The organism is Streptomyces sp. NPDC107550, from assembly GCF_055639095.1.
In genome coordinates, this window is record NZ_JBVKBC010000003.1 from 291,056 (window position 1) to 312,330 (window position 21,275).

At 70.7% G+C, this 21,275-nt stretch carries 21 protein-coding genes and 2 pseudogenes; 11 read left to right on the plus strand and 12 right to left on the minus strand.

The features are described from left to right. Nucleotides 1-132: 132 nt before the first annotated feature. The 3 genes from ACZ7LY_RS06380 to ACZ7LY_RS06390 all read right to left on the minus strand — a co-directional run bounded on the left by ACZ7LY_RS06380 (nucleotide 133) and on the right by ACZ7LY_RS06390 (nucleotide 2,089). Nucleotides 133-1,155, minus strand: coding sequence for an RNA polymerase sigma factor SigF (locus ACZ7LY_RS06380; RefSeq protein ID WP_471623367.1), 1,023 nt, complete (start codon nucleotides 1,153-1,155; stop codon nucleotides 133-135). Continuing rightward, on the minus strand, nucleotides 1,152-1,565 hold the full coding sequence (locus ACZ7LY_RS06385; RefSeq protein WP_471623368.1) for an ATP-binding protein: 414 nt from the start codon (nucleotides 1,563-1,565) through the stop codon (nucleotides 1,152-1,154). The genes ACZ7LY_RS06380 and ACZ7LY_RS06385 overlap by 4 nt, the downstream gene beginning before the upstream one ends. 263 nt (nucleotides 1,566-1,828) lie before the next feature. Beyond that, nucleotides 1,829-2,089: a UBP-type zinc finger domain-containing protein gene (locus tag ACZ7LY_RS06390; RefSeq protein ID WP_471623369.1), complete on the minus strand. Its 261-nt coding sequence runs from the start codon at nucleotides 2,087-2,089 to the stop codon at nucleotides 1,829-1,831. 52 nt (nucleotides 2,090-2,141) lie between these two features. On the opposite strand from ACZ7LY_RS06390, the gene ACZ7LY_RS06395 reads away from it, so the two are divergent. Next, nucleotides 2,142-3,740, plus strand: coding sequence for a Na+/H+ antiporter (locus tag ACZ7LY_RS06395; protein ID WP_471623370.1), 1,599 nt, complete (start codon nucleotides 2,142-2,144; stop codon nucleotides 3,738-3,740). Here the strand turns inward: ACZ7LY_RS06395 and ACZ7LY_RS06400 are convergent. The 3 genes from ACZ7LY_RS06400 to ACZ7LY_RS06410 form a co-directional block, all read right to left on the minus strand. Further along, nucleotides 3,719-4,642 carry a 1-aminocyclopropane-1-carboxylate deaminase/D-cysteine desulfhydrase gene (locus ACZ7LY_RS06400; RefSeq protein WP_471623371.1) on the minus strand — a complete coding sequence of 308 codons (924 nt, stop codon included), beginning with the start codon at nucleotides 4,640-4,642 and terminating at the stop codon, nucleotides 3,719-3,721. The two genes, ACZ7LY_RS06395 and ACZ7LY_RS06400, sit on opposite strands and share 22 nt — an antisense overlap. Before the next feature lie 47 nt (nucleotides 4,643-4,689). Continuing rightward, nucleotides 4,690-5,280 (minus strand): N-acetylmuramoyl-L-alanine amidase, encoded by a 591-nt coding sequence (locus tag ACZ7LY_RS06405; protein ID WP_471623372.1) that lies wholly within the window; start codon nucleotides 5,278-5,280, stop codon nucleotides 4,690-4,692. 236 nt (nucleotides 5,281-5,516) lie between these two features. Further along, on the minus strand, nucleotides 5,517-5,750 hold the full coding sequence (locus ACZ7LY_RS06410; protein ID WP_471623373.1) for a hypothetical protein: 234 nt from the start codon (nucleotides 5,748-5,750) through the stop codon (nucleotides 5,517-5,519). Nucleotides 5,751-5,990: 240 nt separating this feature from the next. Here ACZ7LY_RS06410 and ACZ7LY_RS06415 point away from each other — a divergent pair, with 240 nt between their 5' ends. The 6 genes and pseudogenes from ACZ7LY_RS06415 (at nucleotide 5,991) to ACZ7LY_RS06440 (ending at nucleotide 11,749) form a co-directional block, all read left to right on the plus strand. Next, nucleotides 5,991-7,397 (plus strand): family 2B encapsulin nanocompartment shell protein, encoded by a 1,407-nt coding sequence (locus ACZ7LY_RS06415; RefSeq protein ID WP_471623374.1) that lies wholly within the window; start codon nucleotides 5,991-5,993, stop codon nucleotides 7,395-7,397. A gap of 112 nt (nucleotides 7,398-7,509) precedes the next feature. Further along, nucleotides 7,510-8,757, plus strand: coding sequence for a family 2 encapsulin nanocompartment cargo protein polyprenyl transferase (locus ACZ7LY_RS06420; protein WP_471623375.1), 1,248 nt, complete (start codon nucleotides 7,510-7,512; stop codon nucleotides 8,755-8,757). 308 nt (nucleotides 8,758-9,065) lie between these two features. Continuing rightward, nucleotides 9,066-9,690: pseudogene (locus tag ACZ7LY_RS06425) on the plus strand (GNAT family N-acetyltransferase). Between the two features lie 507 nt (nucleotides 9,691-10,197). Beyond that, complete coding sequence (locus tag ACZ7LY_RS06430) at nucleotides 10,198-10,785, plus strand: dihydrofolate reductase family protein (protein ID WP_471623376.1); 588 nt, start codon at nucleotides 10,198-10,200, stop codon at nucleotides 10,783-10,785. Between the two features lie 43 nt (nucleotides 10,786-10,828). After that, nucleotides 10,829-11,125: pseudogene (locus tag ACZ7LY_RS06435) on the plus strand (DUF952 domain-containing protein); the annotation flags it as partial. A 54-nt stretch (nucleotides 11,126-11,179) separates the two neighbouring features. Further along, nucleotides 11,180-11,749, plus strand: a complete 570-nt coding sequence (locus ACZ7LY_RS06440) for a sugar O-acetyltransferase (RefSeq protein WP_471623507.1) — start codon at nucleotides 11,180-11,182, stop codon at nucleotides 11,747-11,749. On the opposite strand, the gene ACZ7LY_RS06445 is transcribed toward ACZ7LY_RS06440, so the two are convergent. Together ACZ7LY_RS06445 and sodN are read right to left on the minus strand one after the other, a co-directional pair. After that, nucleotides 11,746-12,600: an ATP-grasp domain-containing protein gene (locus ACZ7LY_RS06445; protein WP_471623377.1), complete on the minus strand. Its 855-nt coding sequence runs from the start codon at nucleotides 12,598-12,600 to the stop codon at nucleotides 11,746-11,748. The genes ACZ7LY_RS06440 and ACZ7LY_RS06445 overlap by 4 nt on opposite strands. Nucleotides 12,601-12,795: 195 nt before the next feature. Continuing rightward, nucleotides 12,796-13,191: a superoxide dismutase, Ni gene (gene sodN, locus ACZ7LY_RS06450; RefSeq protein WP_365511445.1), complete on the minus strand. Its 396-nt coding sequence runs from the start codon at nucleotides 13,189-13,191 to the stop codon at nucleotides 12,796-12,798. Between the two features lie 162 nt (nucleotides 13,192-13,353). On the opposite strand from sodN, the gene sodX reads away from it, so the two are divergent. Beyond that, nucleotides 13,354-13,797, plus strand: a complete 444-nt coding sequence (gene sodX / locus ACZ7LY_RS06455; protein WP_471623378.1) for a nickel-type superoxide dismutase maturation protease — start codon at nucleotides 13,354-13,356, stop codon at nucleotides 13,795-13,797. On the opposite strand, the gene ACZ7LY_RS06460 is transcribed toward sodX, so the two are convergent. Continuing rightward, entirely contained in the window at nucleotides 13,701-14,330 is a 630-nt protein-coding gene (locus ACZ7LY_RS06460; RefSeq protein WP_471623379.1) for a CGNR zinc finger domain-containing protein, read from the minus strand. The two genes, sodX and ACZ7LY_RS06460, sit on opposite strands and share 97 nt — an antisense overlap. A 99-nt stretch (nucleotides 14,331-14,429) precedes the next feature. On the opposite strand from ACZ7LY_RS06460, the gene ACZ7LY_RS06465 reads away from it, so the two are divergent. Continuing rightward, nucleotides 14,430-15,200 carry a class I SAM-dependent methyltransferase gene (locus tag ACZ7LY_RS06465; RefSeq protein ID WP_471623380.1) on the plus strand — a complete coding sequence of 257 codons (771 nt, stop codon included), beginning with the start codon at nucleotides 14,430-14,432 and terminating at the stop codon, nucleotides 15,198-15,200. A gap of 59 nt (nucleotides 15,201-15,259) precedes the next feature. Here the strand turns inward: ACZ7LY_RS06465 and ACZ7LY_RS06470 are convergent, their stop codons facing one another. From ACZ7LY_RS06470 to ACZ7LY_RS06480, 3 genes are read right to left on the minus strand one after another with little or no spacing between them, the layout of a single operon-like run. Next, entirely contained in the window at nucleotides 15,260-16,012 is a 753-nt protein-coding gene (locus ACZ7LY_RS06470; RefSeq protein WP_471623508.1) for an amino acid ABC transporter ATP-binding protein, read from the minus strand. Between the two features lie 11 nt (nucleotides 16,013-16,023). Next, nucleotides 16,024-16,977 (minus strand): amino acid ABC transporter permease, encoded by a 954-nt coding sequence (locus ACZ7LY_RS06475; protein WP_471623381.1) that lies wholly within the window; start codon nucleotides 16,975-16,977, stop codon nucleotides 16,024-16,026. Nucleotides 16,978-17,019: 42 nt separating this feature from the next. Continuing rightward, the gene (locus tag ACZ7LY_RS06480; protein ID WP_471623382.1) at nucleotides 17,020-17,985 is read right to left on the minus strand and encodes an ABC transporter substrate-binding protein; all 966 of its coding nucleotides are present in this window, start codon (nucleotides 17,983-17,985) and stop codon (nucleotides 17,020-17,022) included. Between the two features lie 565 nt (nucleotides 17,986-18,550). Between ACZ7LY_RS06480 and ACZ7LY_RS06485 the strand changes: the two genes are divergently transcribed. Together ACZ7LY_RS06485 and ACZ7LY_RS06490 are read left to right on the plus strand one after the other, a co-directional pair. After that, a complete protein-coding gene (locus tag ACZ7LY_RS06485) occupies nucleotides 18,551-19,765 on the plus strand; it encodes an NAD(P)-dependent malic enzyme (protein ID WP_471623383.1) in 1,215 nt (404 codons plus the stop codon). Between the two features lie 219 nt (nucleotides 19,766-19,984). Further along, nucleotides 19,985-20,947 (plus strand): zinc-binding dehydrogenase, encoded by a 963-nt coding sequence (locus tag ACZ7LY_RS06490; protein ID WP_471623384.1) that lies wholly within the window; start codon nucleotides 19,985-19,987, stop codon nucleotides 20,945-20,947. The last annotated feature ends 328 nt before the right edge of the window (nucleotides 20,948-21,275 follow it).

Here is a 21,275-nt window from a genome sequence, read left to right on the forward strand (position 1 = left end):
CCCGCTCACGGCACACGAAGGCGCCCGCCGCGCTGTACGCGACGGGCGCCTTTCGTCGTCCTCATGGGCCGCCCCCGAAAGAGCGTGGCACTTAATGCGGCTCGTCCCGCCGAGGCGTCCGCTGCGCCTCGGCTACTCCTCCACGAGGAGCTTCTCGCGCAACTGGGCGAGCGTGCGGGCCAGCAGCCGGGAGACGTGCATCTGGGAGATGCCGACTTCCTGCGCGATCTGCGACTGCGTCATGTTGCCGAAGAAGCGCAGCAGCAGGATGCGCTTCTCGCGCGGCGGCAGGTCCTCCAGGAGCGGCTTGAGCGACTCCCGGTACTCGACGCCCTCCAGAGCCTCGTCCTCGGCGCCCAGCGTGTCCGCGACGGCCGGTGACTCGTCGTCCGTGTCGGGGACGTCCAGGGAGAGCGTGGAGTACGCGTTCGCCGACTCCAGGCCCTCCAGGACCTCTTCCTCGGAGATGCCCAGCTTCTCGGCCAGCTCATGGACCGTGGGGGAGCGGCCGTTCAACTGGGACAGCTCGGCCGTCGCCGTGGTCAGGGCCAGCCGCAGCTCCTGGAGGCGGCGCGGGACGCGCACCGCCCAGCCCTTGTCCCGGAAATGCCGCTTGATCTCGCCGACGACCGTCGGGGTCGCGTACGTGGAGAACTCCACGCCGCGATCCGGGTCGAACCGGTCGACGGACTTGATCAGCCCGATCGTGGCGACCTGCGTCAGATCGTCCAGGGGCTCGCCGCGGTTGCGGAAGCGGCGGGCCAGATGCTCGACGAGGGGCAGGTGCATGCGCACGAGCCGATTGCGCAGCTCGGCGTATTCGGGACTGCCGTCGTTCAGGCTGCGCAGTTCGATGAACATCGCCCGTGCACCGCTGCGGTCCTGCGGATCCCGCCCGCTGTGCTGCTCACCGTGTCGCTCGTGGTCGCTCATCCATCCCGCCCGTCGCGCGTCCGATCCCCCTGTACCTGCGCGCGTCTGCGCCTCGGGGGCCGGTGCTGCCTGCTGTGCCTCACTAGCCGGGTCCTCCGGATGCGACCGCGCCTGCTGCTCGGGGATGCCTGGCGTCAGCCGCCGCACCCCGTCCGCGTCGTCGGCCGGGAGATCCCGTGTGCCGCGCTCGTCGTCCCGCACCGGACCGTCCCCGTTCATCACGACGGGCCGGGGCCCGCACCGCGCTTCTTGTAGAGGCTGATCGAGACGGTGTTGTCCTCGGCCACGGACGAGTCCACCTGGCCCGCCAGGGCCGACAGCACGGTCCAGGCGAAGGTGTCACGCTCCGGCGCGCGGCCGTCGGTGGTCGGCGCCGAGACCGTCACCTCCAGGGAGTCGTCGACGAGACGGAACACGCAACTGAGGACGGAGCCGGCGACGGCCTGCTGAAGCAGGATCGCGCAGGCCTCGTCGACCGCGATGCGCAGGTCCTCGATCTCGTCGAGGGTGAAGTCCAAACGCGCCGCGAGACCGGCCGTGGCCGTCCGCAGCACCGACAGGTAGGCACCCTCAGCCGGCAGCCGGACTTCCACGAAGTCCTGATTCCCGGGGTCGCCTGCGATCTGGGACACCCTCACCTCCAAGGTGGTACAAGCACTTTCGGGCTCCGGAGGTGCTCCCCCGGGTGATGCGCCACATATATCTGCGGTGACGCTACCGCGCGCCCGACTTTCCTGTCCCGGGGACCCCCGGCCCATTGCTGTCACTCATAGTAAGCATATGAGTACGCACAGTGGCTAGAGGGTGGACGGGCCCAATTGGAAAGAGGGAGCGCCGCATTGACGTACCCCGGGCTCCGCCGGTCCAACCCCGGCCCGCGCGCGCGGTGTCCGGATCAGACCACAGCCGCGTCCACGAAGCACCAGCGCCAGCTCTCACCAGGCTCGAAGGTCCGCATCACCGGGTGTCCGGTCTCCTTGAAGTGCTCCGTCGCGTGCCTATAGGGCGACGAATCGCAACAGCCGACATGGCCGCAGACCAGGCAGAGCCGTAGTTGCACAGGGTGACTGCCCACGGCCAGACACTCCAGGCAGGTCTCGCTCAGCGGGGGCGGCTCGGGGTGCGGCAACGCGTCGACGTGCGGGCACTCGTTCATGATGGCCAGGTTACGACGGGTGGCGTGATCAGGTAGGGCGGAAGGCGGGGCCATGGACGTATTGCCACTGGTGGGACTGGTCGCGGCGAGCGCCGCGGTGGCCGGCCTCGCCCGCCGGACGCCGGTGCCCGCGCCGCTCCTGCTCGTCGCCGTGGGCCTCGTCGCGTCGTACGTGCCCGGCGTGCCGCAGTACACCCTCGACCCGCATGTCGTCCTGCCGCTCATTCTGCCGCCCTTGTTGCACACGGCGGCTCTGGAGAGCTCGTATCTGGACCTCAAGGCGAACCTCAGACCCGTCGCGCTGCTGTCGGTGGGCTACGTCCTGTTCGCCACGGTGGCGGTGGGCTGGCTGGCGTACGAACTCATCCCCGACCTGCCGCTGACCGCCGCGCTGGTCCTCGGCGCCGTGATCGCCCCGCCGGACGCGGTGGCGGCGACCGCCGTGGCCCGCCGCGTGGGGCTGCCCGCGCGGATCACCACGATCCTCCAGGGCGAGTCCCTGGTGAACGACGCGACCGCCATCACGGCCTACAAGGTGGCGCTCGCCGCGGCCGTCGGGGAGGGCGCGAGCTGGGCGGGCGGCGTCCGCGAGTTCCTGGTGGCTGCGGTCGGCGGCGTCGGGGTCGGCCTGCTGCTGATGGTGCCGCTGCACTGGCTGCGCACCCATCTCAAGGAGGCGATCCTGCAGAACACGCTCTCCTTGCTGATCCCCTTCGTCGCCTACGCCGCCGCCGAGCAGGTGGGCGCCTCCGGTGTGCTCGCCGTCGTGACCGTCGCCCTCTATCTGGGGCACCGCTCCTGGCAGGTCGACTTCGAGACACGGTTGCAGGAGGCCGCCGTCTGGAAGGTCGTCGCGTTCATCCTGGAGTCGTCGGTCTTCGCGCTCATCGGGCTGCAATTGCGGTACGTCGTGGAACGGCTCGGCGAGTACAGCGTCGGGCAGGCCGTCTGGTACGCCGTCGCGGTGTTCGTACTGGTCGTCGTCATCCGCTTCGTGTGGTCCTACCCGGCGACCTATCTGCCGTGGTGCCTGTCGCCGCGCATCCGCGAACGAGAAAGCGACACGGACTGGAGACGGCCCCTCATCGTCAGCTGGGCGGGCATGCGCGGAGTGGTGTCGCTGGCCATCGCGTTCTCCATCCCGGTCCTCACCGACAGCGGGGCGCCCTTCCCCGCGCGCGACCTGGTGCTGTTCCTGACGTTCACGACCGTCATCGGCACGCTCGTCGTGCAGGGGCTGACGCTGCCGCCGCTCATCAAGGCGCTGAAACTGCCCGCCCGGGACGTCCGCGCCGAGACGCTCGCCGAGGCGCAGGCCCAGAACGCCGCCTCCACGGCCGCGGAGGCCCGCGTGGAGGAGTTGATGCGGGACGAGCGAAACTGCCTGCCACAGCCCCTCCAGGACCGTCTGCGCACTGTTCTGGAGCGCCGCCGCAACGCCGTGTGGGAGCGCCTCGGACAGCCGAACCCCGTCACGGGGGAGTCCGCCGACGACACCTACCGGCGCCTCGCGCGCGAGGCCATCGCCGCCGAACGAGAGGTGCTGGTGAAAATGCGCGACGAGCGGCGCATCGACGACGAGATGATGCGGTCCCTGCTGCGCAAGCTCGATCTGGAGGAGGCCGCCGCCTACCGCGAGGTCGACGACTGACCCGAGGGGAACGGCGTGCCCGTGACCACGGCCGCCAGCCGCGTCCCGCGCGCGAAGGCGCCCTCGTCGGCGAGGACGACAAGGGCGTACAGCATCTTGGCGACATAGAGACGTTCCACGGGCAGCCCGTGCCGCTGCTCGAAATCGGCGGCGAACACGTCGAGTTCCGCGGGCACGCGCGCGTAGCCGCCGCCGTGGAACCGGTCCGTCACCTCCCACGCGCCGCGCCGCCCGCCGAACGCGGCCTCTTGCAGCGCGCCCACCTCGCCGGTGAGGAAGCCGCCTTTGAGGACCGCGACGCCGAGGGCCCGCTGGCCGGGGCCGAGCCCCGCGGCGAGGCCGGCCAGGGTGCCGCCCGTGCCGCAGGCGACCGCGACGACGTCCGCCTTGCCGTGCAGTTCCTCGCCCAGCTCCGTGCAGCCGCGCACCGCCGGCACGTTGCTCCCGCCCTCCGGGACGACGTACGCGTCCGCCGCGCCGGCCGCGTCGAGCAGTGCGGGCAACACGGCTGGATCGCTCTTACGGCGATACGTCGATCTGTCGATGAAGTGCAGGCGCATGCCGTCGGCCGCGCACCGCTCCAGGGACGGGTTGAGCGGACGCCCGGCGAGTTCGTCGCCGCGCACGATCCCGACCGTGGGCACGCCGAGCAGCCGTCCGGCCGCCGCCGTGGCCCGCAGATGGTTGGAGTAGGCGCCGCCGAACGTGACGAGCGGCCGACCCCGCGCGGCTGCCAGGTTCGGGGCGAGCTTGCGCCACTTGTTGCCGATCAGGTCCGGATGGATCAGGTCGTCCCGCTTGAGCAGCAGGCGGACGCCGCGCCGCGCCAACCGGTCGTCGTCGATCTCGTCCAGCGGGGACGGCAGGCGGGGGCGTGAGGGCGCGGAGGGCGGGCGGGGCACCCGGCCATTGTCGGACACGTGTCCGGGCGCCCGCAGGGTGACCCGCGCTACTTCAACCGGTCGTGGACGCGCTGCCGCATCCACGCCATCGTGAACCCCTTGGGATCGACCTTGCCCGGCTGCCACTCCAGATGGCCGATGACGGACCGCTCCGACCAGTGGTGATAGCGGCAGACCGCGGCGGCCGCCCGCTCGATCGCCTCCAACTGGACGTCCGGCCACGGGTCGGAGCCGTCGCCGAGGTTCTCGCACTCGAACCCGTAGAAGCAGCGGTTGCCGTCGGTGTTCGCCTCGTTGTCGTGCGGCAGCCGCTTCTCCGCGATCACCGCGCGCAGCACGTCGTCGTCGCCGAGGCCCGCGTGGTTCGCCCGCCCGTAGCCGACCAGATGCACCCGGCCGTCCTTGGTGATGACGCCGTGGCACAGCGGGCCCGGCAGATCCGGACGGCCGTCGCGGCACAGGCTCACCGTGCGCTCGCTGCCGGAGGTCGCCGTGTGATGGAGCATCACGCCGTGCACCGGGCCCCAGGGCCCCTTGTGGTCACGGGAGTGATGCGCCCAGTCACCGACCTCGACCACGGTGAGACCTTCGCCGCGGAGCGCGTCGAGAAAACTGCCGGCGGACATGGGTGGGGCCATGGCCGTCTCCTTCGAGGAGAGCGACGGCCGCCCTGCGCGCGCCGTCTCGTACGGCTGCTTGTACCGGAATCGCCGTAGCTGAACTACTCGTTCGGATTGCGTGCGAGTCGTTCAGGACAGCGGCGGCACCGGGGCGCGCGGTCGCGCCTACTCGGCCGTGCCGACGCACGGAGCCGTGCCGGGTCGCAGAGCCGTGCCGAAACGGGGAGGCCGGGGCGCGGGGGCGGCTCGCCCGGTCAGGAGCGCAGGAAGGCGTCGCCGTTCGTGGCGATATGGGCCTCCAGCGCCTGAAGGGCCTGCCGCGTCGCCTCCGGACTGCCTGTGCCCCGCGTCTCCGCGTAGTACGCGGCGCCCAGCTTCTTCAGCAGATCACCGCCGGCCCGCTGCGCCTGCACCTCGTCGATCTTCTGCTTGCCCTGCTCGAGCCCGCGCTGCGCCTGCTCCTTGGCCCGGTCCAGGAACCCCGCCATGGTCGTCTCCTCTTCTGCCGAGTGCCGTCGCTCCATGAACGAGCGCGGAGATCGCCGAGTTCCGCCGGATGCTTCCGGCTTCGACCGATCCGGACGGTCTGTGCCCAGCACGCGTCGAAATATGCGACCCATGCCCCGGACGGCCGAGATCCATTCCCGCTCATTTGTGTAATGGCATGGTGACGCTCCGTGCTGGGAGGCTTGCCCTCGCAGGTCGGTTCATGATCGGGAGGCAATGCCATGTCGGTAGGCGAAGAGGTCCGCGCGGAAGAGTCGGGGCAGGAGCAGAAGAGCCTCGGCACAGCCGCCGCGCGGAATCTGGCCACCACCACCAAGTCCGTACCCCAGATGCAGGAGATCAGCTCGCGCTGGCTGCTGCGGTCGTTGCCCTGGGTGGACGTCAAGGGCGGTACGTACCGGGTGAACCGGCGGCTCAGCTATACGGTCGGCGACGGCCGGATCACGTTCGTCAAGACGGCGGACCAGGTCCGGGTGATCCCGGCAGAGCTGGGTGAACTGCCCGCCCTGCGCGGCTTCGAGGACCAGCAGGTGCTCGACGAGCTGGCCCAGCGCTGCACGCAGGCCGAGTACGCGGCCGGCGACGTCATCGCCTCGTTCGGCAGCCCCGCCGACGAGGTCTTCCTCCTCGCGCACGGCCGCGTGGAACAGATCGGCACCGGTCCGTACGGGGACGACGCGGTCCTCGGCGTCCTCGCCGACGGCGCCTACTTCGGCGACCAGGCACTCCTCGACCACGAGCCCATCTGGGAGTACACCGCACGCGCCGCCACCGCGTGCACCGTGCTCAAGCTGCCGCGCCGGGATCTGGAGCAGGCGGCCGAGCGGTCCGAGGCCCTGCGCGACCACCTCGAACTGCTCCGCGCCCTTCCCGAGCAGCAAACGAACCAGTACGGCGAGAAGGCGATCGACCTCTCCGCCGGGCACGTCGGCGAAGCGGTACTGCCGGGCACGTTCGTCGACTACGAGTCGGCGCCCCGCGAGTACGAACTGAGCGTCGCCCAGACGGTACTGCGCATCCACACGCGCGTCGCCGACCTCTACAACCAGCCGATGAACCAGACGGAACACCAGTTGCGGCTCACCGTCGAGGCGTTGAAGGAGCGCCAGGAGCACGAGCTGGTCAACAACAGGGAGTTCGGCCTCCTCAACAACTGCGAGTTCGACCAGCGCCTCCAGCCGCACGCCGGAGTCCCCAGCCCCGACGACATGGACGAGCTGCTCAGCAGGCGCCGTGGCTCCAAGATGTTCCTGGCGCACCCGCAGGCCATCGCCGCGTTCAGCCGCGAGTGCAACAACCGGGGGCTCGTGCCCGACACCATCGACGTCGCCGGCACCCGCATCTCGACGTGGCGCGGTGTCCCGATCTTCCCGTGCGACAAGATCCCGGTCTCGGACGCGCGGACCACGTCCATCATCTGTATGCGTACCGGGGAGGACGAGCAGGGCGTCATCGGGCTGCGGCAGACCGGCATCCCGGACGAGATCGAGCCGAGTCTGTCGGTGCGGTTCATGGGGATCAACGAGCAGGCGATCATCTCCTACCTCGTGTCCACGTACTACTCGGCGGCGGTGCTGGTGCCGGACGCCCTCGGGGTCCTGGAGAACGTGGAGGTCGGCCGATGGTGACGCGCCGCCCGCGCGGGACCGTGCGCCGGCCGGCCAGGGCGGGCGCCACCATCGGCCGGTACTGCGAGGGCAGCCCATGACAGGGACGGCGGGGACGACGGGGGTGCCAGGGATGGCGGAGGCGCCGGGGATGGCGGCGGCGGGTGGGGCGGCGGCGGTCGCGGGGGCCCACACGATTCCCGCGGCCTCGCAAGGCACCCCGGGCCTCCCGGGCGCGCCAGATGCTCCTGCTGCTCCTGCTGCTCCTGCTGCCCCTGCCGCTCCGGGCTTCCCCGGGGCGCACGGTGGGGCGGAGGGAGCGGAGGCGCACCGGCGGCACGGTGGAGGGCGTGAGGCCCAGGAAGCGATGGCGATTCTGGCGCAGGCCAGAGCCGCGGTCGATCCGGAACTGCGCGCCGCAGTCGAGGCCCTCCCGGGGTCGCTGCGTCAGGTCGCCCTCTACCACTTCGGCTGGCAGGACGCGGACGGCACGCCCGCGACCGGTAACGCGGGCAAGGCCGTTCGGCCCGCCCTGGTGCTGGCCGCGGCGCGCGCTCTCGGCGGGCGTCCGGAAGAAGCGGTACGGGCGGCGGCAGCCGTCGAACTGACGCATAACTTCACGCTGTTGCACGACGACGTGATGGACCGGGACACGACGCGAAGACACCGGGCGACCGCGTGGACGGTGTTCGGGGAGGCCGGCGCGATCCTTGCCGGGGACGCGGTGCAGTCGCAGGCGCAGTTGCTGCTCGCGCGGGACCCGCATCCGGCGGCGTACGAGGCGGCGGCGCGGCTCGCGGAGTGCGTCGTGGAGCTGTGCGAGGGCCAGTTGACGGACGTGGCGCTGGAGGGGCGTGACCCCGCCGAGGTGACGCTCGCGGAGACGCTGACGATGGCAGAGGCCAAGACGGGGGCGTTGCTCGGGTGTGCCTGTGCGGTCGGCGGGCTGTACGCGGGGGCGTCACCGGAGAAGGTGGAGGCGCTCGACGCGTTCGGGCGGGCGGCCGGGCTGGCGTTCCAGCTGATCGACGACGTGATCGGTATCTGGGGTGATCCGGCCCGCACCGGTAAGCCCGCGGGCGCCGACCTCGCCGTCCGCAAGAAATCGTTGCCGGTCGTCGCGGCGCTGGCCTCCAAGGGCCCGGAGGCGGCGGAGTTGGCGGCACTGTACGGGCCACCCGGCCCGGGGAAGGAGGGAGCGGCGGAGCTGGAGGCGATCGCGGCGGCGGTGGAGCGTGCCGGCGGGCGGGACTGGGCGCAGAGCGAGGCCGCCGACCAGATGTCCCGCGCCCTGCACCACCTCTCCCGCGCGGTGCCGGCACCGGAGGCGGCCGATGGTCTCCTGGCGCTGGCGGAGTTCGTCACGCGGCGCGGCTACTGAGGGCGCCGGGGCGGGGCAGGCCGCGCCGGGTCGGACGGCGGGCGGTGAGGGACGTACGGGGCTCCGGACCTCCCCGCCCACCCGAAGCCGTTCGCTCGGCGCGGTCCGCCCGAAGCCGTCCGCTCGGCGCGGCGCGGTCCGCCCGAAGCCGTAGAGGGGGACGGGGTGATGACGTACTGAGGGGGCCGCATTCCGTCGCGTAACGGGCGGTGCGCGGGGCCGCCCCGCAAGGTCGGTGATGATCGCCTAGGCTGCCAACGACCAGACAGCGCGGGCGGGTTGAGCCGGACGAGGTGGGGGTGCCCGAGGTGGGCGTGCGAATACGGCGGGCGCAGGAGAGCGACCGGGAGACGGTGGTCGGGCTGCTCGATGAGGCGTTCCGGGACGACCCGGTCAGCGGGTGGGTGTTCCCGGGAGCGGAGCAGCGCGAGGCGCGGCACGCGGGGTTGATGGCGGCGTTCACCGATGCCACGTACGAAGAGGGGTTCATCGATCTGGCGGAGGACGGTTCGGCCGTCGCGCTCTGGGTGGACACGCCGGCTCACCCCGAGGGGCACGGCGCGGACGCGGGGGAAGCGGGGGGACGAGGTGGATGTGCCCGCGCTGGTGCGGGCGGCGGTGGACCCGGAGAACGAGCGGGTCGAGCAGATCGCGCGGTGGACCGGCGAGATCCATCCCGTCGGCCGGGCCCACCTGTACCTCTGGATGATCGGGGTCGCGCCGGGGAGGCAGGGGGAAGGACTCGGGACGTCGTTGATGGCGCCCGTGCTGGAGCGGTGCGACCGGGAGGGCGTCCCGGCGTACCTGGAGGCGAGCAACGCGCGGAGCAGGGCGTTGTATGAGCGGCTCGGGTTCGTGTTCACCGGCACGGCGCTCGACCTGCCGGACGGGCCGTCGCTGTGGCCCATGTGGCGGGAGCCGCAGGGAGGTTGAACGGTCGGGGTGCCGCAGGCGCCGGGCGGGCCGACACGCCCCGGCGCTGAGTAACCTCCGGTGCGTTTAGGCGCCGAGTAACCCCGTGGATGCGCCCCGGCGCTGAGCAACCCCCGATGTGCCCCAGCGCCGAGCTGTTCCGGTGCGCCCAGGCGCCGACCGGGCTGCCCTCCCGGGCTCCTGCGAAGCGCTGCCGGGCTGCCTTGCCCTGTCCTCACCCCGGCGCCGGTCGGGGCTGCCCTCCCGGCCCCTCCCGAGGCGCCGACTTGCCTCCCCTCCCTTGGCCCCCGCGCCGACCGGTCTACCTCCACCTGGGCCGCTCTCAGCGCCGAGGGCTGCCTCCGCCTCCCCAAGCCTCTCGGCGCCCCCACGCCAATCGGTCCCGCGCCAACCGCCCCCGGCCCCCAGGGGATCTGCACAAGCGGAAGGGGGCGTACCCGTTGTGGCACTACATGCAGAGCACTATAAACGTAGTAGTAATAAGTAGAGGCAGGGAAAGGGTGGGGTTTGCGTAAGCTCAGTTACTTTGTCGCCGTGTCGGTCGATGGGTTCATCGGGGATGAGTCCGGGGACGGGTCGCGGTTCATGGCGTACCTGGACGAGGAGTTCCTGGAGTTCCTCACCACCGAGTACCCCGAGACGATCAACGCGGCGGGGCGGGAGGCGCTCGGGGTGGCGGACCGGCCGGGGAAGCGGTTCGACACCGTGATCCAGGGGCGCCGTAGCTACCAGTTGGCGCTGGACGCCGGGATCACGAGCCCGTACGGGCATCTGCGGGAGTTCGTGGCGAGCCGCAGTCTGGCCGCGTCGCCCGACCCGAACGTCGAGCTGATCCGTGAGGACGTCGTAGGGAAGGTCCGGGCGCTGAAGGCGGAGGAGGGGGCGGCCGACATCTGGCTCTGCGGCGGCGGCGAACTCGCCGGGGTGCTCGCCGACGAGATCGACGAGCTGGTGCTCAAGACGTACCCCGTGGTGTTCGGCGGCGGGCTGCCGCTGTTCGGCGGGGCGCCGCATCTGCCCCGGGAGTTCGTGCCGCAGGAGCAGCGGACCTTCGGCAACGGGACGGTCGTGCGGCGTTACCTCAGGGTGCGGTAGCCGGCCGCGCGCCGGGTGCGGGTGGGGCCCGTAGGTTGGGCGCATGATCGAGCTGTTGCATATCACCGAGCGGGCCCTGTGGGAGAGCGCGCAGGTCAGCGGTAGGTACGAATGGTCGACCCGGGGGAAGAGGCTGCACGAGGTCGGGTTCGTCCATCTGTCCTTCCCGCACCAACTGCGCAAGGTCGCCGAACTGCTCTACGGGGAGCGGCCCGCGCCCGGTGAGCTGGTCGTCCTCGTCCTGGACCGCGACCGGCTCACCGCGCCCGTGCGGGTGGAGCCGGTGCGGCCCGGCGGCGAGCGGTTCCCGCACCTGTACGGGGCGCTGCCCGTGGACGCCGTACGGGAGGTGCGGGAGTGGCCGCGCCCCGAGACCCGGAGCCACAAGGAGCGGATGCTCGCCGGTGAGCTGTACATCGCCGACGATCCGGAGCTGGAGGCCGACGCGCTGCGGGCCGCTGACCTGGGGGAGCGGTACAACGCGGGCAGCGTCACTGATCTGCCCGCCCGGCACGCGCTGCTGCGGGAGCTGATCGGGGAGGTCGGTGAGGGCGTCGTGGTGCGGCCGCCGCTGTCGGTGGACTACGGGACGTACATCAGCATCGGCGCGCGGACGTTCGTGAACTGCGGGGCCGTCATGCTGGACGTCGCGCCCATCCGGATCGGGGAGGACGTGCAGATCGGGCCGAACGTCCAACTGCTCACACCGACGCACCCGCTCGACCCGGAGCTGCGGCGCGCCACATGGGAGTCGGGCGAGCCGATCACCATCGAGGACAACGTGTGGCTGGGCGGCGGGGTCATCGTCTGCCCCGGAGTGACCATCGGGGCGAACACCGTGGTCGGCGCCGGTTCCGTCGTCACCCGCGACCTGCCGCCCGACGTGATCGCCGTCGGCAACCCGGCGCGCGTCCTGCGCCCCCTCGACGGCACGCGGGACCCGGCCCCGGCAGACGTGCCCTAACCGAGTGGCGCCGGGGGCGGGGTGTCGCGTAGCGCGGCGAGGATCGAGTCGCGCATCGCCGTCACGAAGCGGTCGCGGGTCTTGTCGTCGAGGAGGTCGAGCGAGAGGTACGGGTTGAGGTCCTCCAGTTCGACGAGGAGCAGGCCGCCCTCGGGGGTGCGGCAGGCGTCGACGCGCTGGATGCCGTGGGCGAGCGTGTTCCAGGCGACGAAGCGGTGCGCGAACTCGCGGTCCGCGTCGGTCGGTTCGTACGGCTCCAGCTCCCAGCGCCGGGCGGGGTCGGGCGCGTACAGGGCGTACTGGAGCGTGTCGTCCACGAAGTAGAAGGAGACCTCGTAGCGGAACGGGATGCGGGGCTGGACCAGGAGGCCCTCGGCGAAGGGGAGTTCGGGCAGTTCGGCCGGGGGCACGAACCGCAGCCCTATCGAGTCCGCGCCGAGCTTCGGTTTCACCGCGTACTCGGCGGCGGCCGGCAGGCGGTCCAGGTCCTCGGCGCGGTCCACGGTCTCGATGACGGGGAAGCCGGCCCGCGTCAGCTCCAGCAGGTAGTGCTTTCCGGCCATGTCGGCGCGGCCGGTCAGCGGGTTGTACACGAGCGTTCCCCGGGCCGACACCTCCGTACGGAAATGCTCGTACGCCTCCGAATAGCCGATGACGGGGCCGCTGTTGCGGACGACGACCACGTCGAAGGCGTCCATCAGGGCGACCGCGTCCAGCGGATGGCACAGGGCGATGTCGAAGGAGGCCCGCAGGCGGGAGCTGAGGAAGACGTCCTCGTCGCCGTAGCGGCGACCGCGTGCCGGGTAGGCCAGATCGGTGACGTACAGGACGCGGGGGCGGCGCCTGGGCATGCGGAACTCCTGGGCGGACACGGCGAAAAAGGGCGGGTACGGCGGATACGGCAGTCACTGCGAACAGGGCCGGGCAAAAAGAAGACCGCACCCGGTCCGTCGGGGCGCGCCGGTGGGCGGGCCTGGGACGGACCGGGTGCGGACCGGAAGACCGTGCGATCAAGGAAAGCGCAGGTCAAACGGCATGATCGAGGATCAAGCCTTCTTGGTCTCCCAGAAGATCTTGTCGATCTGGGCGATGTAGTCGAGCGCCTTCTGACCCGTGGCCGGGTCAGTCGAACCCTTGGCGGCCGAGAGGGCCTTCAGGGTGTCGTTGACCAGCTGGTGCAGCTCCGGGTACTTCTCGAAGTGCGGCGGCTTGAAGTAGTCGCTCCACAGCACCGAGACGTGGTGCTTGGCGAGCTCGGCACGCTGCTCCTTGATGACCGTGGCACGCGCCTGGAAGTGCGGGTCGTCGTTGCCGGCCATCTTCTCCTGGACGGCCTTGACCGACTCGGCCTCGATGCGGGCCTGGGCCGGGTCGTACACGCCGCACGGCAGGTCGCAGTGCGCGCTGGCCTTCACCTTGGGGGCGAACAGGCGGGAAAGCATAGAGCTGTCCTTCCTCGTGATCGTCTTCTCGGGTGCGACATTACTCCGTGGAGAGCGGGTTTTCTCGGGTGCCCCCGGGGGCTTAGGACAAAAGTCCAGGGTCAGACTGGGACTGGGTGGAGGATGGAACCGGAGCATGGCGGGAACCGGGGAGGTGGGCTGATGCCCGAGGCGGTCGAGGAAGGGCGCGAGTCGAAGGTGCCGTTTCAGATGATCGAGGTCGAGGGCCCGTCGATGGTCCCGACGCTCTATCCGGGCGACTGGATGCTGGTGCAGCACGGGGCGCGGGTGCGTCCGGGTGATGTCGTGGTGCTGCGCCACCCGTTCCAGCAGGACCTGCTCGTCGTGAAGCGGATCGCGGAGCGGCGCGAGGGCGGCTGGTGGGTCCTCGGCGACAACCCCGGCGCCGGCGGCGACAGCGAGGTGTACGGGGTGGTCCCCGACGAGTTGGTGCTCGCCAAGGTCCGCGCCCGGCTGCGGCACCGCAAGCCGTGGGCGGAGGGCGAGACTCAGCGCTCGGTCGGGGCGGTGCTCTCCTGGGCGCTGGGTGCGGTACGGCCCGTGCTCTGCGACCGGTCGGCCTCCAGGCGCTTGCGGGCGCGGTAGGCGGCGACGTTGGCGCGGGTCGCGCAGCGGTCGGAGCAGTAGCGGCGCGAGCGGTTGGTGGACGTGTCGAGGTAGGCGTTGCGGCAGGGCGCGGCCTCGCAGATGCCGAGGCGGTCGACCCCGTGCTCCGTCAGATGGAAGGCGAGGCCCATCGCGGCGATGGCGGCGTAGCCCGCTGTCGCGTTCGACGGGTGGTCCGCGAGGTGCATGTGCCACAGCGGGCGGCCGTCGTCGTCGCGGTGGTCGTGGCCGGAGATCTGCGGGCTCACCGGGAACTCCAGGAGCAGCGAGTTGAGCAGGTCGACCGCGAGGGTCTCGTCGCCGTCGTCGGCCGCCTCGAAGACCGACCGCAGCCGCGCCCGCACCCCGCGAAAGCGCGTCACGTCCGCCTCGGTGGCCCGGCGCGCCGCCGAGCCGTTGGCGCCGAACAGGTCGCGCACGGCCTCCACGGTGGTCAGTTCGTCGGTGCCGCGGCCCGGCTCCTCGCTGTTGACGAGGCGCACCGCGTAGTCCGAGTAATAGGCCAGTTCCACTTGTAGTCCTTACCGGGGCCGTCTATCGTCATGGCGAGTGGGAGTAATGCCCGCTCTGCGATTAAGGGTATTACGAAGCGTCGTACGGGAGGGCCGGACATGACCGAGACCGCCATCAGCCCCCGCTCCGCCGACTGGCGTGCGTGGCAGGAGAGCTGGGACCGCCAGCAGGAGTGGTACATGCCCGACCGCGAGGAGCGGTTCCGCGTCATGCTCGACATGGTCGAGGCGTGCGTGGGCACCGCGCCCCGCGTCCTCGACCTCGCGTGCGGCACGGGCAGCATCACCGACCGCCTGCTGCGCCGCTTCCCCCGCGCGACCAGCGTCGGCGTGGACCTCGACCCGGCGCTGCTCGCCATCGCGCGCGGCACGTTCGAGGGCGACGACCGGGTCGCCTTCGTCACCGCCGACCTCAAGGACCCGCAGTGGACGCGGGCGCTGCCGCAGGGCCCGTACGACGCCGTGCTCACCGCCACCGCCCTGCACTGGCTGCACAGCGAACCGCTCGCCGCGCTCTACGGGCAGCTCGCCCCGCTGGTCCGCGACGGCGGCGTGTTCATGAACGCCGACCACATGCCCGACCCGGCGACGCCCAGGATCAACGCGGCGGACCGCGCGCAGCGGCACGCCCGCATGGACGCGGCCAAGGCCGCCGGCGCCGTCGACTGGGCCGACTGGTGGAAGCTGGCGGCGGCCGACCCGCTGCTCGCCGAGCCCACCGCCCGGCGCTTCGAGATCTACGGGGAGCACGCCGACGGGGACACGCCCCCGGCGGCCTGGCACGCCGAGACGCTGCGCGCGGCCGGGTTCGCCGAGGCCCGTACGGTGTGGCGCTCGCCGTCCGACGCGCTCGTCCTCGCCCTGAAATGACCACGCGCCGCCCGCGGCCCCGGCAGGGGTCCGCGGGCGGCGCGCCCGGTCCACCGGCGTCAGAGGACCTTCGACAGGAACGACTTGGTGCGCTCCTGCTGCGGGTCGGTCAGCACGTCCCGCGGGTTGCCGGACTCGACGACCACACCGCCGTCCATGAAGACGAGGCTGTCGCCGACCTCCCGCGCGAAGCCCATCTCGTGCGTGACGACGACCATCGTCATGCCCGACTCCGCGAGGTCGCGCATGACGTCGAGGACGTCACCCACCAGCTCCGGGTCGAGCGCCGAGGTCGGCTCGTCGAACAGCATCAGCTTCGGGTCCATCGCCAGCGCGCGGGCGATCGCCACGCGCTGCTGCTGGCCGCCGGACAACTGCGAGGGATAGTTGCCGGCCTTGTCCGCGAGCCCCACCCGGTCCAGCAACTGCTGCGCGCGCTCACGGGCCTGCGCCCGCGACTGCCGCTTGACCTGGACGGGCGCCTCCATGACGTTCTCCAGGGCCGTCATGTGCGGGAACAGGTTGAAGCGCTGGAACACCATGCCGATGTCGCGCCGCTTCAACGCGACTTCCCGGTCCCGCAGTTCGTACAGCTTGTCGCCCTGCTGGCGGTAGCCGACCAGTTCGCCGTCCACGTAGAGGCGGCCCGCGTTGATCTTCTCCAGGTGGTTGATGCAGCGCAGGAACGTGGACTTGCCGGAGCCGGACGGACCGATCAGGCAGAACACCTCGCCCTGCTTGACCTCCAGGTCGATGCCCTTGAGGACCTCGACGTTGCCGAAGGACTTGTGGACGCCCTCGGCTTTGACCATGGCGTGCTCGGTCATGCGGACACCCCCGCACCCGAACGGTTCGAGAAGGAGAGCATGCTGGCCTTCACCTTCTGCCACGGCGTGCTCGGAAGCTGCCGCGCCGTGCCCCGCGCGTAGTAGCGCTCGATGTAGAACTGGCCGACGCTCAGGATCGACGTCATGACCAGGTACCAGGCGGCCGCGGTGAAGTACATCTCCACCGGGGCGCCGGACTGCTGGCCGATGTCCTGCGCGTACCGGAAGAGTTCGTTGAACTGGACCGCCGCGACGAGCGAGGTGGTCTTCAGCATGTTGATGAACTCGTTGCCGGTCGGCGGCACGATGACCCGCATCGCCTGCGGGATCACGATGCGGCGCAGCGTCTTGGAGTGGCTCATGCCGAGCGCGTGCGACGCCTCGGTCTGGCCCTCGTCGACGGACATCAGGCCCGCGCGGCAGATCTCCGCCATGTACGCCGCCTCGTTGAGCCCGAGCCCCAGCAGGGCCGTGAGCAGCGGCGTCATGAAGGACGACCAGTAGTCCTTGTAGATCGGCCCGAGGTTGATGTACTCGAAGACCAGACCCAGGTTGAACCAGATGAACAACTGGACCAGGACCGGCGTACCCCGGAAGAACCAGATGTAGAACCACGCGATGGAGCTGGTCACCGGGTTCTTCGACAGGCGCATCACGGCGAGCGTGATACCGCCGACCACACCGATCAGCATCGACAGGACCGTCAGGAGCAGGGTCTTGTAGACACCGGTCAGGATGCGGTCGTCGAAGAAGTACTCCGGGACCGTGCCCCACTGGATCTTGCCCTGGGCGAAGGCGTAGATGATCGAGCCCAGCACACCCAGGGCGATCACGGCCGCGACGTAGCGGCCGTAGTGCCGGACCGGGATCGCCCTGATGGGCTCGGCCGTCGGCGCGGGTGGCGGGGAGTCCTCGGGGCCGCCGCCCGTCTTCTCTATGTCAACAGACATGGAACTTGCCTTTCAACGACTTCAGATGAACGCGCTACGCGGTCACTTGCCGCCGTTGACGGTGGCTTCCTTGACGGCGCCCGCCTCGACGCCCCACTTCGCGATGATCTTCTCGTACTCGCCGCTCTTGATCACGGCGTCCAGCGCGGCCTTGATCGCGTCGCGCAGCTGCGTCTGGTTCTTGGCCACCGCGATGCCGTACGGGGCCGCCTCGACCTGGTCGCCGACGATCTCGAAGTCCTTGCCGCCGCCCGCCGTCTTCACCGCGTACGCGGCGACCGGGAAGTCGGAGGAACCGGCGTCCGCGCCGCCCGAGCGCAGGCGCGTCTGGGCCTGCTGGTCGTCGTCGAACGCCTGGATGCCGAGCTTCTTGCCGCCCTTGCACTTCTTGGCCTGCGCCTTGGCGAGGTCGTGGGAGACCGTGCCGCGCTGCACGACGATCTTCTTGCCGCACAGGTCGTCCCAGGTCTTGATGCCCTGGGTCTTGCCCTTCGGCGTGTAGATCGAGACGCCGGCGTTGAAGTAGTCGACGAAGTCGACGCCCTCGCCGACCTTCTTGCCGGTGTCGGAGTCGACACCGTTCTGCCGGTCCTTGGTGTCGGTCATGGCCGACATGGCGAGGTCGTAACGGTTCGAGCGCAGACCCGTGATCAGCGTGTCGAACGTGCCGTTCTGGAACTCGAACTTCACCCCGAGCTGCTTGCCGAGCGCCGCGCCGAGATCGGGGTCGATACCGACCGCGTTGCCCGCCTTGTCCTTGAACTCGACGGGGGCGTACGCGATGTCCGAGCCGACCCGGATGACGCCCTTGTCGCGGATCTCCTTCGGGAGCTTGTCGGCGAGCGGCGCGTCCTTGCTCGACGCGGAGCCGCTGCCCGCGCTCTTGTCCTTGGTCTGGTCACCGCAGCCGGTCAGCAGCAGGGCGCCGGCGACCGCGATCGCGCCGACCGCGGCTATCCGGGACTTCGCGGACTTCGCGGTCGTACGACGGGTGGTGCTTGCGGTCATGGTTGGTTCCTCCGGCAGGGTGAGGGAGTTGCCGTGCGGGTCGTCGTGGCACACACCTTCGGGTGCGCGACCTCGCGTGATGACGGCATCTTGCCATTCGGACCGGAGAGTTCAGGGGCTCGGAGATGTCAAAATCGCATAACGGGTGACCCAAGACGCCAACAGGCCCGCGCATCACGGCGCATGGGGTCTGGACCATCTGCGGCACATTCGCCCGGCCGCCGAAAGGTCTCCCGTACACCGACCGCTGTCTCACTATTCGGGCGGTAATGCGCCGCTGTGCCCGTGGCGTCCTGCTGACTTGTCCAGATATTCGGCTATGAGTCATGTCACCGCCCCTGTGATCGATCACGGTGGGGCTCGTCTGTGACGCCGTCCGTCAGGTAAGAAGGTTCTTTACACCCCTCATCCGGGGCTCAGGGCGTGCGTGCGGCACGCCCGTCGTGTACGCACCCGCACAGCCGGCCACAAACGGGTCCGGCTGGGTCGTACGCGGTCCCGCCCGCTCCTCACCCGGAGCGGACCCACCCTCAACTGATGCAACAAGACTTAAGGGGTCTGACAAGTGGCAGCGGAGATCGTCAATCCTCGCAGCGACGCCAATACCGGGCACGAGGGCACCGACGAGCCCTTCGATCCGGCGTTCGCGCTGCACCGCGGCGGCAAGATGGCCGTGCAGGCCACCGTGCCGATCCGCGACAAGGACGACCTGTCCCTGGCGTACACGCCCGGCGTCGCGAAGGTGTGCAGCGCGATCGCCGAGCAGCCGGAGCTCGTCCACGACTACACGTGGAAGTCGAGCGTCGTGGCTGTCGTGACGGACGGTACGGCCGTGCTCGGCCTCGGTGACATCGGTCCCGAGGCGTCCCTCCCGGTGATGGAGGGCAAGGCCATTCTCTTCAAGCAGTTCGGCGGCGTGGACGCGGTCCCGATCGCCCTCGCCACGACCGACGTCGACGAGATCGTCGACACCGTCGTGCGCCTCGCCCCGTCCTTCGGCGGCGTGAACCTGGAGGACATCTCGGCGCCCCGGTGCTTCGAGATCGAGCGCAAGCTCCAGGAGAAGCTCGACATCCCGGTCTTCCACGACGACCAGCACGGCACCGCCGTCGTGACGCTGGCCGCCCTGAAGAACGCGGCGAAGCTCAGCGGGCGCGAGCTCGGCGAACTGCGCGGCGTGATCTCGGGCGCGGGCGCGGCGGGCGTGGCGATCGCCAAGTTCCTGCTGGCGGCCGGCCTCGGTGACGTCGCCGTCACCGACCGCAAGGGCATCGTCAGCCGCGACCGCGAGGACCTCACCCCGGTCAAGCGCGAGCTGGCCGAGATCACCAACAAGGCGGGCCTGTCCGGCTCCCTGGAGGACGCCCTCGCGGGCGCCGACGTCTACATCGGCGTCTCCGGCGGTACGGTCCCCGAGCCGGCGGTCGCCTCGATGGCGCAGGGTTCCTTCGTGTTCGCCATGGCCAACCCGAACCCCGAGGTGCACCCCGACATCGCGCACAAGTACGCGGCCGTCGTCGCCACGGGCCGTTCGGACTACCCGAACCAGATCAACAACGTCCTCGCGTTCCCCGGCATCTTCGCCGGCGCGCTCCAGGTCCGGGCCTCCCGGATCACCGAGGGCATGAAGATCGCCGCGGCCGACGCGCTCGCCGCAGTGGTCGGTGACGAGCTGTCCGCCGGGTACGTCATCCCCTCACCGTTCGACGAGCGGGTCGCGCCGGCGGTCACGGCCGCGGTCGCCGCCGCCGCGCGGGCCGAGGGCGTCGCCCGGCGCTGACGCCAGAGGTGAACCGGTGAAGGGCCCCGCTTCGGCGGGGCCTTTTCGCGGTCTCCGCCCGGGGGGTGTTCGTGGACTCCGTCCGGGGGGTGTCTGGGCTTTCGTCCAGGGGGCGTCCGTGGACTCCGTCCAGGGGGTGTCCAAAGCTTTCGTCCAGGGGACGTGTGTCACAGGCGGTGGTGGTTCCGTGGGCCGTGGGTGACACCTATCGTCAAGGTCATGTTCGCCGCCTACGCAGCCCGCATCGACCGTGATCAGCCGCTGACCGGCCTGGAGTTGGGGGAGCGGCCCGCCCCCGTGAACCGGCCCGGCTGGACCACCGTGAACGTCAAAGCCGCCTCCCTCAACCATCACGACCTGTGGTCCCTGCGCGGCGTCGGACTCGGCGAAGAGGCGCTGCCCATGATCCTGGGCTGTGACGCCGCCGGGATCGACCAGGACGGCAACGAGGTCGTCCTGCACTCCGTCATCGGCCAGAGCGGGCACGGGGTCGGCCCGCGCGAGCCGCGCTCCATCCTCACCGAGAAGTACCAGGGCACCTTCGCCGAGCAGGTCACCGTGCCCGAGTGGAACGTGCTGCCCAAACCCCGCGAACTCTCCTTCGAGCAGGCCGCCTGCCTGCCCACCGCGTGGCTGACCGCCTACCGCATGCTGTTCACCAACGCCGGTGTGCGCCCCGGTGACTCCGTCCTCGTGCAGGGCGCGGGGGGTGGCGTCGCCACGGCCGCGATCGTGCTCGGCAAAGCCGCCGGGCTGCGGGTCTTCGCCACCAGCCGGGACGCGGCCAAACGGGCTCGGGCGCTCGAACTGGGGGCCGTCGAGGCCGTCGAGCCCGGGGCCCGGCTCCCGCAGCGGGTCGATGCCGTCATCGAGACCGTCGGCGCGGCCACCTGGTCGCACTCCGTGAAGTCCCTCAAGCCCGGCGGCACGCTGGTGATCTCCGGGGCGACCAGTGGGCCGAATCCGCCCGCCGCCGAGTTGAACCGGATCTTCTTCCTTGAGCTGAAGGTCGTCGGGTCGACCATGGGGACGAAGGATGAGCTGGAGGATCTGCTGGCCTTCTGTGCGGTGACTGGGGTTCGGCCGGTGATCGATGAGGTGTTGCCGCTTGGCCGTGCCCGGGAGGGGTTCGAGAAGATGGCCTCCGGTGACCTCTTCGGCAAAATCGTCCTCACGGTCTGACCCTCCGGGGTGCGGGAGATCTGGGTTGAGGTCAGCCCCCTCGGGGGCGCGGGAGATCTGGGCTGAGGTCAGCCCCGGCAGGGGCGCGGGGAACTGCGCGAGTAGCCCCGCCGGGCTGGACCCGGTGTACGACGATCAGCTCCCGGCGCTGGGCTGGGCGCCTGGGGCTCTGCCCCAGACCCCGCTCCTCAATCGCCGGAGGGGCTGGAAGTTGGTGTGTCCAGCCGCCTGAGGGGTGCGGGGAACTGCGCGAGTAGCCGCGCCGGGCTGCACCCGGTGTACGACGGTCACGCTCCCGGCGCTGGGCTGGGCGCCTGGGGCTCTGCCC